This window comes from Massilia sp. KIM, from assembly GCF_002007115.1.
Classification (GTDB): domain Bacteria; phylum Pseudomonadota; class Gammaproteobacteria; order Burkholderiales; family Burkholderiaceae_D; genus Telluria.
The window spans coordinates 2,896,031-2,913,294 of record NZ_MVAD01000001.1; the positions used below are offsets into that span (position 1 = coordinate 2,896,031).

Consider the following 17,264-nt stretch of genomic DNA (forward strand, 5'->3'; position numbering starts at 1 on the left):
AAAGTAAAAAAAGCAGGTAAAGAAAACAGGCTTGCGCATAGGTCGTCCGGTTGGTCGATTGACTATATCAACAAGCCGTGAAGATTGGCAAGCCTTTTATCCGCAAAATCCTGCTTGTACAGACAACAATAAGTTGCGACAAGCAGACAGCATCTCCCCATCCTTTTGGCGTCCTTGAGGCATATCAGCCTCCCGCGCCGCACGGATGCAAAAGTCCACCCAAGCCCCCGACCGCCACACGCAGGCTTGTTCTCGGACACGAAATGCTTAGAAAAGAATTGATTAGCAGCAAGCCTGCGCAGGGCCGGAGTTGGGACCCACCCATCCACTGGAGCCATCCATGACTGAAACCCCGCTCTCCCGCGCCATCCGCCGCCTGTTCGGCGGCGGCGGCGCCGTCGGCCTCGCGCTCTTGGCCCTGCCTCCCGCCGTCACGGCGCAGGACGTCGCGCCCAAGCCGGTTGCCCGTGTCGAGATCACGGGCTCCAACATCCGCCGCTCCGAGGCCGAGACCGCATCCTCGGTGCTGACCGTGTCCCGGGCCGACATCGAGCGCTCGGGCAAGACGACCGTGGCCGAGCTGCTGCAGACCCTGGCGGTCGACAACCAGGGCTCGGTCCCGGTCAACTTCGGCAGCGGCTTCGCCGCCGGCGCCTCCGGCATCTCGCTGCGCGGCCTCGGCACCTCGGCCACCCTGGTGCTGCTCAACGGCCGCCGCATGGCGCCCTACGCCCTGGCCGACGACGGCCAGAAGGTGTTCACCGACCTCAACGTGATCCCCACCGACGCCGTCGAGCGGGTCGAGATCCTGAAGGACGGCGCCTCGGCCATCTACGGCTCCGACGCCATTGCCGGCGTGGTCAACATCATCCTGCGGCGCGACTTCCGGGGCACCACCGCGCGCGCCATGCTCGGCACCGCCGAGGCCGGCGACGGCCAGCAGCAGAACGTCGCCCTTACCTGGGGCAAGGGCGAGCTGGAGGCCGACCGCTACAACATCCTGCTCAATGCCGAGTGGAAGAAGACCGACGAGATCTACAACCGCGAGCGCGGCAACCGGCGCTGGGTCGGCAAGGCCGACCTGCGCCACTGGGGCTTCTCGGCCCAGGAAGGCCTGGGCGGCACCGGCGCCATCACCGGCAGGAACGCCTCCGGCAATGCGATCAACGGCAACGTCCGCAACCCGGACACCCTCGACTACTACAACCGCGGCAACCTCGCCGGCCCCGGCTTCACCCGCTCGTTCCCGGGCGCGGCCTGCAGCAACTTCACCAACCACCCGCAGGGCGATCCGTTCGGCGGCTGCCTGGTCGACGCCCCCTTCCTGTACAGCCAGATCCAACCCGACACCGAATACCTGTCGCTGTTCGGCCGCGGCACCTTCAGGATCGGCCCCACCACCGAGGTCTATAGCGAACTCAATTACCACAACAACCTGACCCAGTCCTCGGCCACGCCCTCCCCGATCAGCGCCTCGGTCGTGTTCCCGGGCGGGCCGGTCAGCAATGCCGGCGTGCAGTTCGGCGCGGCCCATCCCGACAACCCCTACTTCGGCAGGGCGGCGCGGCTGCGCTACCTGGCGGCCGACGTCGGGCCGCGCCAGTCCGACATCGAGTCCAACTTCTACCGCGCCCTGCTCGGCATCCGCGGCCAGCACTTTGGCTGGGACTGGGACGCGTCCCTGCTCTACTCGCGCAACAAGGTCGAGAACGAGCGCACCGGCTACCTGCAGCGCGACGCGGTGTTTGCCATGCTCGACCCCTCGCCCGCCAACGTGGCCGCCGCCATCCTCGACAATCCGGGCTACCGCGCGCTCACGCCGGGCACCCTGTGGCGGATCGGCGAGAACGCCGGTCTCAACTCGCCGGCCGTGTACGCCGCGCTGTCGCCGCGGATCTCGAACGACGCCCGCACCGAGATCGCCCAGATCGACTTCAAGGCCACGCGCGAATTTGGCGCCTTGGCCGGCGGCCCGATCGGGGTCGCGGTCGGCTCCGAGTTCCGCCACGAAAAAGCCGAGCTGGAACCGACCCCGGGCACCGAGCGCGGCAAGATCATCGGCCTCGGCTACTCGGCCTACGACGGCCAGCGCAACGTGTTCGCACTCTACGGCGAAGTGCTGGCGCCGGTGCTGCCGGGCCTGGAGATCACCGGCGCGATGCGCTACGACGACTTCACCGACGTGGGCGACGCCTGGACCCCGAAGCTCGGCGTCAAATGGACGCCGCGCCGCGACCTGGCCCTGCGCGCCACCTGGGCGCGCGGCTTCCGCGCCCCCAACCCGGCAGAGAACGGCGTGGGCGGGCTGGCGGCCTTCGCCACGGCGGCCGATCCGCTGCGCTGCGCCCTCGGCGTGGCGATAGCCTGCAGCCCGACCTCCGTGGCCGTGATCACGTCGCCCAACCCGGACCTGAGCCCGGAACGCTCGCGCAGCTTCAACCTGGGCGTGATCTGGGATCCGCTGCCGCGCACCAGCTTCTCGATCGACGTCTGGCAGATCGAACGCAAGAACGAGATCAACCAGGAGCAGGTCGACACCGTGATCGCCACCGGTTCGGTGGCGCGCGACCCGAGCACGGCCGACCCGACCGTTCCCGGCGACCCGGGCGCCATCACGGCGGTACTGGCGCGCTACGTCAACTCGGCCAAGACCAAGGTGCGCGGGATCGACCTCGACGCCCGCCACAACATGCCGCTGCCGGGCGGCTGGGGGAGCCTGGTCTTCGACGCCAAGTACACCTTCCTCGACAAGTGGGAGCGCACCGAAGGTGACGGCTCGCGGCGCGACTACGCCGGCACCCACGGCAACTGCGACGTCACCAACTGCATGGGCACGCCCGACCACAAGCTCAACCTGCACGCCGGCTGGGAGCGCAGCGACTGGCGCGTGACGGCCAACCTGAACTACCGCGGACCGATCGACAACACCCTGTTCAAGGACGACCCGGCAGGCTGCGCAAGTCATTTCGCCGATGGCAGGGATGCGCCGGACGATTGCGAACTGGCGTCCTTCACCACGGTGGACCTGGTGCTGCGCTGGAAGCCGCAGCCGCGCTGGGAAGTGTTCGGCACCATCCAGAACGTGTTCGACAAGAAGCCCCCGCTCGATCCGCTGACCTATGGCGCGGTGTCGTATAACCCGCTGGATTACTACGGCGCGATCGGCCGCTTCTTCACGCTGGGAGCGCGCTATACCTTCTGAGCGCCGGGGCCCACAAGGCAAAACGCCCGGTGGCGACACCGGGCGTTGATGGGAGGGATGGGGCGGCCGCTCAGGCGGTGCCGCCCACCGTCACGCCGTCGATGCGCAGGGTCGGCTGGCCCACGCCCACCGGCACGCTCTGGCCTTCCTTGCCGCACACGCCCACGCCGGTGTCCAGGCGCATGTCGTTGCCGATCATCGAGATGCGGTTCATCACGTCCGGGCCGTTGCCGATCAGGGTCGCGCCCTTCACCGGATAGCTGATCTTGCCGTTCTCGATCATGTAGGCTTCGCTGGCCGAGAACACGAACTTGCCGTTGGTGATATCGACCTGGCCGCCGCCGAAGTTCACCGCGTACAGGCCGTTTTTGACCGAAGCCAGAATTTCCTGCGGGTCCTTGTCACCGGCCAGCATGTAGGTGTTGGTCATGCGCGGCATCGGCAGGTGGGCGAAGGATTCGCGGCGCGCGTTGCCGGTGACCGGCATCTTCATCAGGCGCGCGTTCATGGTGTCCTGGATATAGCCCTTCAGGATGCCGTCCTCGATCAGGGTCGTGCACTGGGTCGGGTTGCCCTCGTCGTCCATGTTGAGCGAGCCGCGGCGGTCCTTGAGGGTGCCGTCGTCAACCACGGTCACGCCCTTGGCGGCGACGCGCTGGCCGATCATGCCGGCGTAGGAGGACGAGCCCTTGCGGTTGAAATCGCCTTCCAGGCCGTGGCCGACCGCCTCGTGCAGCAGCACGCCGGGCCAGCCCGGGCCGAGCACGATGGTCATCGGGCCGGCCGGGGCCGGACGTGCCTCGAGGTTGACGCAGGCCGACTTGACCGCCTCGGTGGCGTAGAAGTCGAGCATCTCTTCGGTGAAATAGCCGTAGTCGTAGCGGCCGCCGCCGCCCGATGAGCCGACTTCGCGCCGGCCGTTCTGCTCGGCGATCACGGTCAGCGACAGGCGCACCAGCGGACGGATGTCGGCGGCCAGCACGCCGTCGCTGCGCACCACCAGCACCACGTCGTATTCTCCGGCCAGGCCGGCCATCACCTGGACCACGCGCGGGTCCTTGGCGCGCGCCATCTTCTCGACGCGCTCGAGCAGGCGCACCTTCTCGGTGGCGTCGAGCGAGGCCAGCGGATCGTGCGGCAGGTAGAGCGAACGGCCGCCGGTCGGGCGCGCCTGGCCCGCCACCTTGATCTTGCCGGCGCCGGCGCGCGCGATGGTGCGGGTGGCGCTGGCCGCGTCCAGCAGCGCGCCTTCCGAGATCTCATCGGAATACGAAAAGGCCGTCTTGTCGCCCGAGATCGCGCGCACGCCGACGCCCTGGTCGATCGAGAAGCTGCCGGTCTTGACGATGCCCTCTTCCAGGCTCCAGCCTTCGCTCTTGGTGAACTGGAAATACAGGTCGGCGTAGTCGACCTTGTGGGTGAACATGGTCCCGAGCGCGCGCAGCAGCTTGCCCTCGTCGAGGCCGAAAGGCGTCAGCAGCACGTCGCGTGCGACAGCGATGGAGGAAAGGTTCGGTTCGAATGGAGTCATTTTGCGCTCAAGCGTTCGTAGGGATAGGGCATTGTGCCATATCCGGGCGCAAGCTACCGGGCACAGGATGACCGACGCGCGCGGCATGCGCCATGCCTTGAGCAGCGGCAATGCCGGGCAGCGCATCACATGCGCCGCGCATTGCCTCGTCCTTGGCATGATGGCAAGATAGAAGCGACTCCTTTCCGCGAGGCTAGCTCATGCGCGTGCCTGTTCTGCCGCTGTCCCTGTGCCTGCTGCTTGGCGCTCCTGCAACTCCTGCCGCAGCGGCCGTCCCGGCGCCTGTCAAGGTCGTCATGCTCCACATTTGCGTCCTCGAGAAGGCGCCATCCCGGATCGAAGCCGAACTGGCCGCGCCGCTGGAACGCGAGCTGCGCGAAGTGCCCGGCGTGGGCAGTTTCTTCTCGATGAGCATGGAATATGGCGTGATTTTCGAACTGCAGTTCCACGGCGGCGCCAAGGAAGCGCACCGGGCCTACGTCGAGGAAACCGTCATGCGCAGCGCGGCCGGACGCGCGCTCGGGATCCGGCACCGGGCGGTGCGCCTGGCGCCGCTGGACGACAAGCGTTTCGCACCGATCCTGCCCTGCCGGGACGCGCCGCCCATGCAGCACTGACGCCCGCGCTGCCATCGCGCAGCGCTTACGTATAATGTGCGCTCCAAGGCGCCACTTCTCCGCGCGCCGGCACCAGCGAGGCCCTCTTGTCACACCAGTTCAGCCCAGCCGACATCCAGGCCGTCTACCGCGCCATCGGCGAGCGCCGCGACGTGCGCCATTTCCTGCCCGGCGCGGTCGACGAGGCCGTGCTGGCGCGCCTGCTGGCGGCCGCCCACCAGGCCCCCAGCGTGGGCATGATGCAGCCCTGGCGCTTCATCCGCATCCGCGACGCCGCCCTGCGCGACAGCATCACCGCCCTGGTCGAGGAAGAACGCCTGGCCACCGCCGAGGCGCTCGGCGAACGCGGCAGCGAATTCATGCGGCTGAAGGTGGAAGGCCTGCGCGAATGCGGCGAAGTGCTGGTGGCGGCCCTGATGGACGGACGCGAGCGGCACGTGTTCGGGCGCCGCACCCTGCCCGAGATGGACCTGGCCTCGGTCGCCTGCGCGATCCAGAACATGTGGCTGGCGGCGCGCGCCGAGGGCCTCGGCATGGGCTGGGTCTCGCTGTTCGATCCGGCCAGGCTGGGCGCCCTGCTCGGCATCCCGAAAGGCGGCAAGCCGGTCGCCGTCCTCTGCCTCGGCCACGTGGAAGCCTTCTATCCGAAGCCGATGCTGGAAGTGGAAGGCTGGGCCGAACGCGCGCGCCTGGAAGACCTGGTCTACCTCGACCGCTGGGACGCGCCGGCGCCGCCGGCCCCGCCCGCCGAGTGACTAGAGCTTGCGGTGCCGCAGCGCCGGCAGGCTCTCGCGCACGCCGGCGATGAAGCCGGCGTCGATCTCCCCGCACACCACGCCCTCGCCTTCCGCGATCACCGCCTTGACCTCGCCCCAGGGGTCGATCAGCATGCTGTGGCCGAAGGTGCGGCGGCCGTTGACGTGGGTCCCGCCCTGGGCCGCGGCCAGCACGTAGCACTGGTTCTCGATGGCGCGGGCGCGCAGCAGCACTTCCCAGTGCGCCCGCCCGGTGGTGTAGGTGAAGGCGGCCGGCACCACGATCAGGGCGCACTCGCCCATGGCGCGGAACAGCTCGGGGAAACGCAGGTCGTAGCAGATCGACAGCCCGACCCGGCCGAAAGGCGCATCGAAGCTGCCGATGCGCTCGCCCGGCACGATGGTGCGCGCCTCGTCGTAGGACTCGCTGCCCTTGTTGAAGCCGAACAGGTGGATCTTGTCGTAGCGGCCCACCGGCTGCCCTTGCGGGTCGTAGACCATGGTGGTATTGAGCACCTTGCCGGCCTCGGGCGAGACCAGCGGCAGGGTCCCGCCGATCAGCCAGATGCCATGCTCGCGCGCCAGCGCGGCCATGCAGTCCTGGATCGGGCCGCTGCCCGGCTGCTCGGCGTGGGCCACCTTGTCGGCGTCGCTCATGCCCATGATCGGCCAGTACTCGGGCAGGGCCACCAGCCTGGCGCCCTGCCCTGCGGCCTCGGCCACCAGGCGGCGCACGGTGGCCAGGTTGTCGCCGACCTGCGGGGTCGACACCATCTGAACGGCGGCTACGATCGTCATGTCACTCCTTCTTGGCGTTGGCGCGCGCCTGGGCTGCGGTGGCTGCGGCGGCCGCGGCGGCGGCGGGCGCGGGGTTCTCGATCTTGGTGATGGTCGGGGATTTCCAGGGTCCCGTGACCTGCATCTGGTAAGTCAGCGCCTTCATCACCGGCGCGCGCAGGAAGAGCTGGGCCAGGAAGCTGCCCAGGCCGATCACCGGATTGACCGCCAGGCCATACACCAGCGGGCCGGTGCCCAGGTTGAATTCAGGAATCACGACCACGCGCAGGTTGGCCAGTTCGTTGGCGATGTCGGCGGTGCCGTCCATCAGCACCGTAGCCGCCACGCCGTGCATCTTGAGATTGTCGGTGCGCAGCACGCCGCGCTGGATCATGGCGTTGGCGCTGATGCCGTCGAAGGCCAGGCCTTCCGAGAACACGTCGTGGAAATCGAGCTTGAGCAGGCGCGGCAGGGCCTGCAGGCTGAGCACGCCCAGCAGCTTGGCCGCGCCCGGATCCTGCTTCAGGAACTGGCCCGACTCGACGTTCATCTCGATCTGGCCCGACAGGCTCGGAATGTCGAGGGCATAGGGCAGCCCCGACCAGGCGATGTCGCCGCTCATCTTGCCCTTGCCCCGGCGCAGGGTTTCGGGGAAGCCGAGGCGGTCCAGCAGGCGCCCGGCGTCGTCGATGTCGAGCGCGAAGTTCAGGCTGGTGTTGCTCTTGCCGTCCTTGGTCAGCCAGCGGCCGTTGGCCTTGAGCTGGCCGTCCGGGTTGTTCAGCAGCAGGCGGTCGATGCGCCACTCGCGTCCGGCCAGGGCCTGCACGTTGCTGGCGCCCAGCTCGAGCCGGCCGAGGCGCTTGCCGAACAGCTCGAAGTTCTCAGCCACGATGTCGAGCGAAGGGATGGTGGCGGTGGCGCGCTGGGCCTCGACCAGCTCCTCGGATTCGGCCTCGGTCGACTCGGCGATGGTGAGCGAGGACAGGCGCGCCGTGACCTTGCCCACCCCGCCCGGGCTGTCGGCCCAGGAGATGTTGCCGGACGCTTCGCGTGAGGCCAGGTTGGCCTGCCAGGTGTCGCGCACATGGGTCACGCCGCCCACCACGTCGTGCAGCTTGCGCGCGCCGATGGTCAGCTCGGCCACCTTGCCGTTCACCGCGGTCGGCAGCACGTACTGGGCGACGCCGCCGGCCTGGGCCGGCGCGGCGGCCGGCGCCGGGGCCGGGCCGTCGTGGCCGGCAATCGCCTTGCCGGCCGCGATCCACTGGTCGACGTCGAGCGCCTTCATCTGCACGCTGATCATGGTGCCGCCGTCCGGCTCGGGCGCGGCCACGTTGACCCCGATCCCGCCGCGCGTCACGAGCCAGGGGCCGCGTCCCTGCTTCTCGCGCAGGTAGCGCGCCTGGATGTGCTGGCCCAGGTTGATGCGGATCTCGTCGCGCCCCTGCCCCGCCTGGGCCGGCTCGCCGCTCAGCACGAAGTGCAGCGGCAACACGTCCGGCGCCGGCTTGTTGAGCGGCGCCGGCAGCTCCAGGCCGAGGCCGGCCAGGGTCGAATCCAGGGTGACGGTGCGCCGGCCGTCGCGCACCACTACCGCGCCGCCGTAGCGGGTGCTGCCCGACAGGCGCTGGCCCAGGCGCGCCAGCTCGGGCACCGGGGCGGTGCGGCGCATGCCCTCGGCCGACAGGGTGCCGGCCAGGCGGATCGCGATACTGCCGTCGCGCTGGGTGCCGCCGGCAAGCGCCAGCGGGCCGCCCAGGAAGCTTGCGCCGACCCCGTTCAGGTTGACGCCACGCTCCCAGAATTCGATGCGCCCGAGCGCAGCCTGCAGCGGCGGCAGTTCCGGGAACAGGCTGACGTCGTTGCCCAGCAGTTGCAGGCTGCCCTGCACCTTGGTGTCCGGCAGGTGGGCGAGCGGCATGCGCAGCTTCAGGCCCAGGCGGGCGTTGCCGCTGCCGCGGCTTTCCTCGGTGAAGTGGCCGATCCACTCCAGCACCGGCGACACCGACACGTAGCGCAGGAATTCCTGCAGCGGGCCGGCGGCGTTGCCGTCGATTTCCAGCATCATCTGCTCGTGCGCGCCCAGGTCGGGGATCACGGCCTTGACCTTCGACAGGCCCACGCCCAGGGTGCGCAGGGTGTCGCCCTGGATCTCCATGCGCGCTCGGTCGAATTCGATGCGGCCGTTGATCTGCTCGGCCAGCGGCCACAGCGGCGTGCCGTCGGGGTGGCGGTGGCCGGGCGCGTATTCCAGGCGCGCGTTCTCCAAACGGCCGGCGACCCTGAATTCGCCGCGCGCCCGCTCCGCCATGTTGTTCGCGCGGAAGGGGAAATCGGCCAGGTCGCCGCGCAGGCGCAGGCTGGCCTCGCGCAGGCGTCCGCCCTGCAGGGCGTCGCTCAGCCAGTGGCGCAGGCCTTCGGGCGTGGCGAGCGGCAGGTAGCGTCCGACCTGGCCGATCTCGAAGCCGTCCAGTTCGCCCGTGAAGTCGGCCGTGCCGGGGCCGTGGCCCGGCGTCAGGGGCAGCAGGTGGCGCCCGGACAGGCGCGCGCTGAGCGGCCCCTGCTTGAGCGCCAGGTCCTCCACCTCGACCAGCAGCTGGCGCGCCGGCTCGTAGTTCCAGCGCGCCTTGAGCTGCAGGCGGTCGAGCGCCATGTCCGGCTCGGCGAACCAGGCCGGCATGCGCAGCACCAGCTCCTTCGAATCGAGTTCGACCAGGCCGCCGCGCTCGGTGGCGTCGATGTTGCCGCTCAGCTTGTCGAAGCCGGGCAAGGCCGCCCTAGCCGGCACGGCCGGCTGGCCGGGGCGCGCCGGCTGGGCCGCGCGCGCGGCCTGGGGATTGAAGCCCAGGTCCTCGACCTGGCCGCGAATGCGGTAGCCGCTCACTGCCGGCAGGCGCCCGCGCCACTCGGCGGTCACGTCCACCAGGCGCCCGCGCGGGGCGAAGTCGGCCAGCATCTGGCGCTGCAGCGGCGAGATCGGCATCGACTGGGCCAGCACTGCCAGCGCCCCGAGGTCGAGGTGGCGCGCCGTCAGCTCGCCCTGTTCCGGGCGGCCGCCGCGGGCCGGACGCCAGGTTTCTTCCAGGGTGGCCGGCGGCAAGGCCTTGCCGTCGCGGGTGACGACCGCGAAATCGGTCAGGCTGACCGTGTGGCCGTGGGCGCCGAAGGTCGGCTTGCCGTCGTCCGCGCCCGCGACCAGCTCTTCGCGCGCGGCGAAGCGCCCGGTGACGCGCGCCAGCGCCAGCGGGCTCGCGTCCTTGCCCAGGCGCGCCTCGACGTCGGCCAGCGCCAGGTCGGCGGTGAAGCCGGCCAGGCGCGCCTGGTCGAAGCTGAGCCAGGCGCGCAGCGAACCGCGCCCGCGCTGCAGCTGGACCGGATAGTCGACGTAGCGGCGCCAGGCGGCCAGGTCGGCCGACCGCAGTTCGGCGTACAGCTCGCCCTTCCAGCGCGAAACGTCGGAAGGCCGGGCGCCGAAGCGGTGGCGGAACTGGGCGCGCAGGTCGAGCGGCAGGCCGAGCTCGGCGGGCGGGGTGGCGTGCAGGGCGAAGTGGTGGGTGCCCCAGCGGTTCAGCAAGGCCATGGTGACATTGCTCAGGCGCAGGGGCTGGGTGCCGCGCAGCTCGTCGACCCAGTCGACCCGGCCGCCGCGGATGACGATCTCGCGCTGGCGGAACAACCAGTCGGCCCCGCCCTTGTCTTCCTGCTTCGGGTCCAGGCGCACCCCGGCGACCTCGATCACGCCGTCGCGCCCGCGGCGCACCGCCAGCTGGGGGTTGCGGATCTCGAGCTGCTCCAGGCGCGGCTCGAGCGCGGCCACGGTCCACCAGGACAGCGTGGCCGAGACCTGGGGCAAGGCCAGGGCCTGGCGGCCGGCGCGGTCGTGCAGGCGCACGTCGCTCAGGGCCAGGGCCGGGCGCAGGCCCTTCCAGGACGCCTCGATGCGGGCGATGGTGACCGGGCTGCCGAGCGCGCGGCTGGCGGCGCGCTCGATGTCGTCCTTGTACATGCCGATATTCGGCAGCACCGCGTAGCGCAGCACCAGGAACAGGACGGCCAGCGAAAAATAAATCAGGAGCAGGAGCTTGATGGCGAAGCCGAGCACGTGGTGCGAGGCCAGGTTGGCGACCCGATACGCGGCGCGCAGCCGCCGCCAGCGCGCCGCGAGCGGAAGATGCGCGGGCGCCGCCTGCGGTTCCTGGTTGTCCATCAAGGTGCTAATAAAAGGCTCGCCGTAGAGGAAATGCCCGGCCCGGCCCCGGGGCCTGCGCCGTCATTTTCCTGATTAATACTCTAGTAACAGATCGCTTGCAACAGTCGCGGCGTCTACCTTACCATCATGCTGACCCCAGGCAGCATGGCGGGCAATTCTACCGCATCGCACGCCTGCCGGAACGCAACATTCTTTCGGATCAAACGATGACCCCTGCATCTCCGGCGTGCGCGTCGCGCTTTTACCAACGGTGGCTGGCCGCCGCTCCCGACCGCGCCGCGCAGCTGGCCGGGTTCACCACATTATCGCTGGCTTGCGCCGATTTCGGCGCGGTATTGCAGCGCGAGCTGGACGCCGGCCTGCCCCCGGAACGGGCCATGCGCCGGGTGCGCAACCTGCTCGTGGCCGGCCTGATCGAACGCGACCTCGACGGCCGCGCCGACCTCGACGAGGTCGTCACCGCCATGACCGCCTTCGCCGATTTCGCGATCCGCACCCATGCCGAGGCCATCCACGCCGAGCTGGCCGCCGCCCACGGCGAGCCGGTGGGCGAGGAATCCGGGCGTCCCCAGCGCATGATGGTGCTGGCCATGGGCAAGCAGGGTGGCGGCGAGCTCAACGTGTCGTCGGACATCGACCTGATCTTCGTCTACCCGGAAGACGGCGAGACCGCGGCCGGCCCCGGCCAGCGCCAGCTCTCGAACCACGAATTCTTCGTGCGCCTGGGGCGCAAGCTGATCGCCGCCCTGTCCGAAGTGATCGAGGACGGCTTCACCTTCCGGGTCGACATGGCGCTGCGCCCCAATGGCAAGTCGGGGCCGCTGGCGGCCAGCCTGGCCATGGTCGAGGAATACCTGATCGTCCAGGGACGCGAGTGGGAGCGCTACGCCTGGGTCAAGGCGCGCGCGGTGACCGGCGAGCCGGAGGACATCGCGGCCCTGGACGCCATCGTGCGGCCCTTCGTGTTCCGGCGCTACCTGGACTTTGGCGTGATCGACGCGATCCGCAACATGCACGCCCAGATCCGCGCCGAGGTCAAGCGCCAGGAGCGCCTGCATCCCGAGCGCAGCCACAACGTCAAGCTGGGGCGCGGCGGGATCCGCGAGATCGAATTCCTGGCCCAGGTGTTCCAGCTGATCCGCGGCGGGCGCGACCCGGCCCTGCGCGAGCGCTCGACCCGCAAGACCCTGGCCCTGCTGGCCGAGCGTGAGCTGCTGCCGCCCGACACCGTGGCGCGCCTGCTGGAAGCCTATGCCTTCCTGCGCAATCTCGAGCATCGCCTGCAATACCTGGAAGACGCCCAGACCCACACCCTGCCCGCCAACGATGAAGACCGCGCGCTGGTCGCGCGCATGATGGGCCTGCCGGACGAAGCCACCCTGCTGGCGCGCATGGAGGAACAGCGCGCCTTCGTGGCGGCCCAGTTCGACGCGATCTTCGCCGACAAGGCCGAGGCCGCCGAGCCGGAAGCGGCGACCATCGGCGACGATCCGGAAAACCGCGAGGCGATCGCCGCCCGTCTGGCTCAGCTCGGCTTCGACGACGCCGGCGGCGCGGCCGGACGCGTGGTGGCGACCCTGGCCGGGCCGCGCCTGGCCAGCCTGCCGGACGCCAGCCGCGCGCGCCTGCTGGCCCTGCTCGACGCCGCCCTGCCCCAGGTCGCCACCGTGGTGCGCGAGGCCGGCATCGGCAGCCACGCCGCCACCCTGGGCCGCCTGCTCGACTTCTTCGAGGCCATCGCGCGCCGCTCAGCCTACCTGTCGCTGCTGACCGAGTATCCGCACACCCTCGAGCGCGTGATCCGCATGATCAACGCCAGCGGCTGGGCCGCGACCTTCCTGACCCAGCACCCGATCCTGCTCGACGAGCTGCTCGACGACCGCGGCAACGGCGCCGACGAGCTGCCCCAGCTGGCCGCCAGCCTGGACGCCCAGCTGCTCGAGGCCACCGGCGACACCGAGCGCCAGCTCGACATCCTGCGCGAGACCCACCACGCCCAGCTGTTCCGCCTGCTGGCCCTGGACCTGGCCGGCGAGCTCTCGGTCGAGCGCCTGGCCGACCACCTGTCGGCCCTGGCCGACACCATCGTCGGCGCCGCCGTGCGCCACGCCTGGCGCACCGTGGCCACCCGCCACCGCGAGGAACCGCGCTTCGCCGTCATCGCCTACGGCAAGCTGGGCGGCAAGGAGCTGGGCTATGTCTCGGACCTGGACGTGATCTTCCTGTTCGACGACGAGGACCAGGACGCGCCCGCCAACTACGCCAAGCTGGCCCAGCGCTTCATCACCTGGATGACGGCCCATACCGCGGCCGGCATCCTGTTCGACGTCGACACCGCCCTGCGCCCGGACGGGGCCAGCGGCATGCTGGTGTCCTCGCTGGCCGCCTTCGAGCGCTACCAGAACGGCGCGGCCTGGCTGTGGGAGCACCAGGCCCTGACGCGCGCGCGCTTCTGCGCCGGCGACGCCGCCATCGGCGCGCGCTTCGAGGCGATCCGCGAACAGGTGCTGCGCCAGGACAGGAGCAGCCGCGAGGCGGAAATGAAGGCCGAGATCGTGGCCATGCGCAAGCGCATGCGCGACGCCAACGTCAACCGCGGCGAGCTGTTCGACCTCAAGCACGATCCGGGCGGGATGATCGACATCGAGTTCATCGTCCAGTACCTGGTGCTGCGCTACGCCAGCGGCTGCCCTCAGCTCACTCTCAACTCCGGCAACATCGCCCTGCTGCGCCGCTGCGGTGAACTCGGTCTCATCGATGCGGGACTGGCGGCGGCGGTCGGCGACGCCTACCGGGCGATGCGCAAACTGCAGCATCAGGTTCGTTTGCAGGGCGTCGAAAAAGCCCGTGTGGAAACAGCGCTTGTCGGGCAGCATCCCGACGCAGTGATGCGTCTGTGGAAGGCCTGTTTCGGATAGGAATCGTCTTATTCCGTATTGACAATGTAAGTACGCAAATATACAACATGATCAAATCTATCTGCATGTTCAATTGACATTCCCTCATCGACTATCAAGAATGCAAGGCTTGTTTCACCTTAGGCAATCGTAGAGATTGCCGCGCGGCACAGGTGTACGGCTGCGTTTATCCTTCCCTAGGAGCATTCTTAAAATGATGGAAAAAATCCTGTCCCGCTCGATCCGGCTCATGTGCCTGGGCGGTGTCACTCTGGGCATGCAAGCTGCGTACGCGCAGACCGCACCGGCCGCGCCTGCCGCTGGCAACGCGTCGACCGCCGTCGTGCAGGTGACCGGTTCGCGCATCGCCGCGCCGGGCGCCGAATCGCCGTCCCCCCTGCAAGTGCTGAGCTCGGCCGATATCGCGGCCTCGGGCGCCACCAACCTGCAGGAACTGCTGCTGCAAAACCCGACCATGGGTACCCCGGCCATCAGCCGTACCAACTCGAACTTCTCGACCGCCAGCGCGGGCGTGGCCACCGTCGACCTGCGTAACCTGGGCACCTCGCGTACCCTGGTGCTGCTCAACGGCCGCCGCTTCGTCGCCGGTATCCCTGGCGAGTCGGCAGTCGACCTGAACACCATCCCGACCGACTTCATCGAGCGCGTCGAACTGCTGACCGGCGGTTCCTCGGCGACCTACGGCTCGGACGCCGTGGCCGGTGTGGTCAACATCATCACCAAGCGCGCCTTCAACGGCATCCTGCTCGACGCCCAGATGGGCGAGACCTACGAACAGGGCGACGACCAGAAGCGCAAGGCCTCGCTGACCTTCGGCACCAGCAGCGAAGACGGCGGCTCCTTCATCATGGGTCACCTGGGCTACTCGCGCCAGGGCGCCGTGATGTCGCGCGACCGCAAGTTCGCCGCGGTCGACCAGCAGTCGAAGATGACCATCGACGGCGATCCGGCCGGCGCCTTCGTCCCGGTGCGTCCGTTCTACTCGAGCTTCGCGCCGCAGGGCCGTTTCTTCCACGATACCGGCAGCTACACCTACGACGCCGCGGGCAACGTGATCCCGTTCAACACCAACGGCACCAACGGCCAGGCCGCCACCGGCTTCAACCGTTCGGCCTTCCGCGCGATCGCCGTGCCGACCGAGCGCTTCCTGCTGGCCACCACCGGCGAGCTGAAGCTGAACGACAACCACTCGGCCTTCTTCGAAGGTAACTACGCCTCGACCCGCGTCTCGACCAACATCGAGCCCTACCCGCTGGGCGCCGAGGACATCTACCCGGCCAGCGGTGGCCAGGTGCCGGCCGAATTCATGGTCGGCAACAGCCTGGTGCGCAACCCGATCGTCCCGCAATACCTGTACGACCGCATCAGCGACACCGACGGCGACGGTCTGCGCGACTACTACTTCACCCGCCGCATGGCCGACTTCGGCAACCGCACCAGCCGTGCCGAGCGCGACACCTTCCGCCTGGCAACCGGCCTGAAGGGCATCGTCCTCGACAAGTTCAACTACGAAGTCTACGGCGCCTACGGCCAGACCAAGGAAGCCCAGAGCTCCTCGGGCCAGGTCAACGTGCTGAACTTCCGCAACGCCCTGGAAGCCATCCCGGACGTCGACGACCTGAACGGCAACGGCCTGACCACCGACGCGATCTGCCGCGACGCCAACGCGCGCGCCCAGGGCTGCGTCCCGGCCAACGTGTTCGGCTTCAACGCCCTGAGCCCGGAAGCGGTCAGGTACATCGCTGCGCCGGGTTCGCTCGAAACCGTCACCACCCAGACCCTGGTGGGCGGCTCGGTCAACGGCGACCTGTGGGAACTGCCGGCTGGCGCCCTGTCGTTCGCGACCGGCTTCGAATGGCGCAAGGAAGAATCGCGCGCCACCCCGGACGCGCTGACGCAGGCTGGCCTAAACGCGGGCAACGCGATTCCGGAAACCCTGGGTGACTTCAGCGTCAAGGAAGTCTTCGTCGAAGCCCGCGTGCCGCTGCTGAAGGACGTGGCCTTCGCCAAGGCCCTGAACTTCCAGGGTGCATTCCGCGCCGGCGATTACTCGACCGTGGGCCGCACCAACAGCTGGAACGCCGGCCTCGAATGGCAGCCGGTCAACGACGTGAAGTTCCGCGCCACCCGCGCCCTGTCGACCCGCGCGCCGAACATCAACGAACTGTACCAGGCGCCGAGCCAGGACTTCCCGACCGGCATCCAGGATCCCTGCCTGGGCGTGACCGCCACCTCGCAAGGCACCTACGACGCGGCTTGCCGCGCCGCGCCGGGCGTGGCCGCGAACATCGCCGCCAACGGTTCCTTCACCCTGAACCAGTCGGACATCCAGGGCATCAGCGGCTACAACCGCGGCAACCCGAACCTGCGTGAAGAGAAAGGCCGCTCGACCACCGTCGGCGTGGTCTGGACCCCGCGCTCGATCGAGGCCCTGAAGCGCTTCACCTTCACCGCCGACTACTTCAAGATCAAGATTGCCGACGCGATCGTGGGCACCGACCGCCAGTACGCACTCGACCAGTGCTACGGCGGCGGCGACCAGTCGTTCTGCAACTTCATCACCCGTCGTCCGGCGGCCGTCGGCGCCAACAGCTCCGGCTCGCTGGAGTTCATCGACACCGCCGTCAGCAACAGCGGCGGCCTGGGCACCGAAGGCGTGGACATCACCGCGAGCTGGAACGACAAGGTCGGTCCGGGCCGCATGAATGCCCGCATCGCCTACACCTACGTGCGCGAAGGCTGGGATCGTCCGACTCCGGACGCCGAGCTGAACCCGTTCGCAGGCGAGATCGGCGCCGCGAAGAACAAGGCGATCGTCAACCTGGGCTACCAGTGGGGCGACTTCAACGTGCAGACCTCGATCGGCTACATCGGCAAGTCCTACCTGGACGACCAGTTCCAGGCCCAGTTCGACCTGCCGTCCAAAGCCCTGGGCGTCGGTTCGCGCACCTACACCGACCTGCAGCTGACCTACGCCCTGCGTAAGTCGACCGAGCTGTACTTCGGTCTGGACAACGTGTTCGACACCAAGGCTCCGCCGATCATCTCTGGCCTGCCGGGCAACTCGACCGGTACCGAGACCGATGCCGGCACCTACGACGCCATCGGCCGCCGCTTCTACGTCGGCCTGCGCTGGAAGCTGTAATCCCCGCCACGGGCAGCTTCGCCTGCCCGTCCGGACACCTGAAAACGCCCTCCGGGGCGTTTTCTTTTTGGCGCTGTCTCCGTTAGCTATGGATGAGTACTGAACTGCT

General features: G+C 69.0%; 8 protein-coding genes. 5 read left to right on the forward strand and 3 right to left on the reverse strand.

Annotated features, from left to right (window positions below):
• Nucleotides 1-340: 340 nt before the first annotated feature.
• Nucleotides 341-3,202 (forward strand): TonB-dependent receptor, encoded by a 2,862-nt coding sequence (locus B0920_RS12645; RefSeq protein ID WP_078032834.1) that lies wholly within the window; start codon nucleotides 341-343, stop codon nucleotides 3,200-3,202.
• A 70-nt stretch (nucleotides 3,203-3,272) separates the two neighbouring features.
• Here the strand turns inward: B0920_RS12645 and tldD are convergent, their stop codons facing one another.
• On the reverse strand, nucleotides 3,273-4,733 hold the full coding sequence (gene tldD, locus B0920_RS12650) for a metalloprotease TldD (protein ID WP_078032835.1): 1,461 nt from the start codon (nucleotides 4,731-4,733) through the stop codon (nucleotides 3,273-3,275).
• A 296-nt stretch (nucleotides 4,734-5,029) separates the two neighbouring features.
• Between tldD and B0920_RS12655 the strand changes: the two genes are divergently transcribed.
• Nucleotides 5,030-5,350 carry a hypothetical protein gene (locus tag B0920_RS12655; protein WP_078032836.1) on the forward strand — a complete coding sequence of 107 codons (321 nt, stop codon included), beginning with the start codon at nucleotides 5,030-5,032 and terminating at the stop codon, nucleotides 5,348-5,350.
• A gap of 86 nt (nucleotides 5,351-5,436) precedes the next feature.
• On the forward strand, nucleotides 5,437-6,105 hold the full coding sequence (gene bluB / locus B0920_RS12660) for a 5,6-dimethylbenzimidazole synthase (RefSeq protein WP_078032837.1): 669 nt from the start codon (nucleotides 5,437-5,439) through the stop codon (nucleotides 6,103-6,105).
• Here the strand turns inward: bluB and B0920_RS12665 are convergent, their stop codons facing one another.
• Both B0920_RS12665 and B0920_RS12670 read right to left on the reverse strand, forming a co-directional pair.
• The gene (locus tag B0920_RS12665) at nucleotides 6,106-6,903 is read right to left on the reverse strand and encodes a carbon-nitrogen hydrolase family protein (RefSeq protein ID WP_078032838.1); all 798 of its coding nucleotides are present in this window, start codon (nucleotides 6,901-6,903) and stop codon (nucleotides 6,106-6,108) included.
• Between the two features lies 1 nt (nucleotide 6,904).
• Entirely contained in the window at nucleotides 6,905-11,089 is a 4,185-nt protein-coding gene (locus tag B0920_RS12670) for a YhdP family protein (protein WP_078032839.1), read from the reverse strand.
• A gap of 209 nt (nucleotides 11,090-11,298) precedes the next feature.
• On the opposite strand from B0920_RS12670, the gene glnE reads away from it, so the two are divergent.
• Nucleotides 11,299-14,010: a bifunctional [glutamate--ammonia ligase]-adenylyl-L-tyrosine phosphorylase/[glutamate--ammonia-ligase] adenylyltransferase gene (gene glnE / locus B0920_RS12675; RefSeq protein WP_078032840.1), complete on the forward strand. Its 2,712-nt coding sequence runs from the start codon at nucleotides 11,299-11,301 to the stop codon at nucleotides 14,008-14,010.
• Between the two features lie 193 nt (nucleotides 14,011-14,203).
• Nucleotides 14,204-17,155 carry a TonB-dependent receptor domain-containing protein gene (locus tag B0920_RS12680; RefSeq protein WP_078032841.1) on the forward strand — a complete coding sequence of 984 codons (2,952 nt, stop codon included), beginning with the start codon at nucleotides 14,204-14,206 and terminating at the stop codon, nucleotides 17,153-17,155.
• The last annotated feature ends 109 nt before the right edge of the window (nucleotides 17,156-17,264 follow it).

Coding starts and splice junctions, on each gene's coding strand:
- B0920_RS12670 (WP_078032839.1), bottom strand. CDS start 11,089: ATGGACAACCAGGAACCGCAGGCGGCGCCCGCGCATCTTCCGCTCGCG.
- B0920_RS12655 (WP_078032836.1), top strand. CDS start 5,030: ATGCTCCACATTTGCGTCCTCGAGAAGGCGCCATCCCGGATCGAAGCC.
- B0920_RS12665 (WP_078032838.1), bottom strand. CDS start 6,903: ATGACGATCGTAGCCGCCGTTCAGATGGTGTCGACCCCGCAGGTCGGC.
- B0920_RS12680 (WP_078032841.1), top strand. CDS start 14,204: ATGATGGAAAAAATCCTGTCCCGCTCGATCCGGCTCATGTGCCTGGGC.
- B0920_RS12645 (WP_078032834.1), top strand. CDS start 341: ATGACTGAAACCCCGCTCTCCCGCGCCATCCGCCGCCTGTTCGGCGGC.
- tldD (WP_078032835.1), bottom strand. CDS start 4,733: ATGACTCCATTCGAACCGAACCTTTCCTCCATCGCTGTCGCACGCGAC.
- glnE (WP_078032840.1), top strand. CDS start 11,299: ATGACCCCTGCATCTCCGGCGTGCGCGTCGCGCTTTTACCAACGGTGG.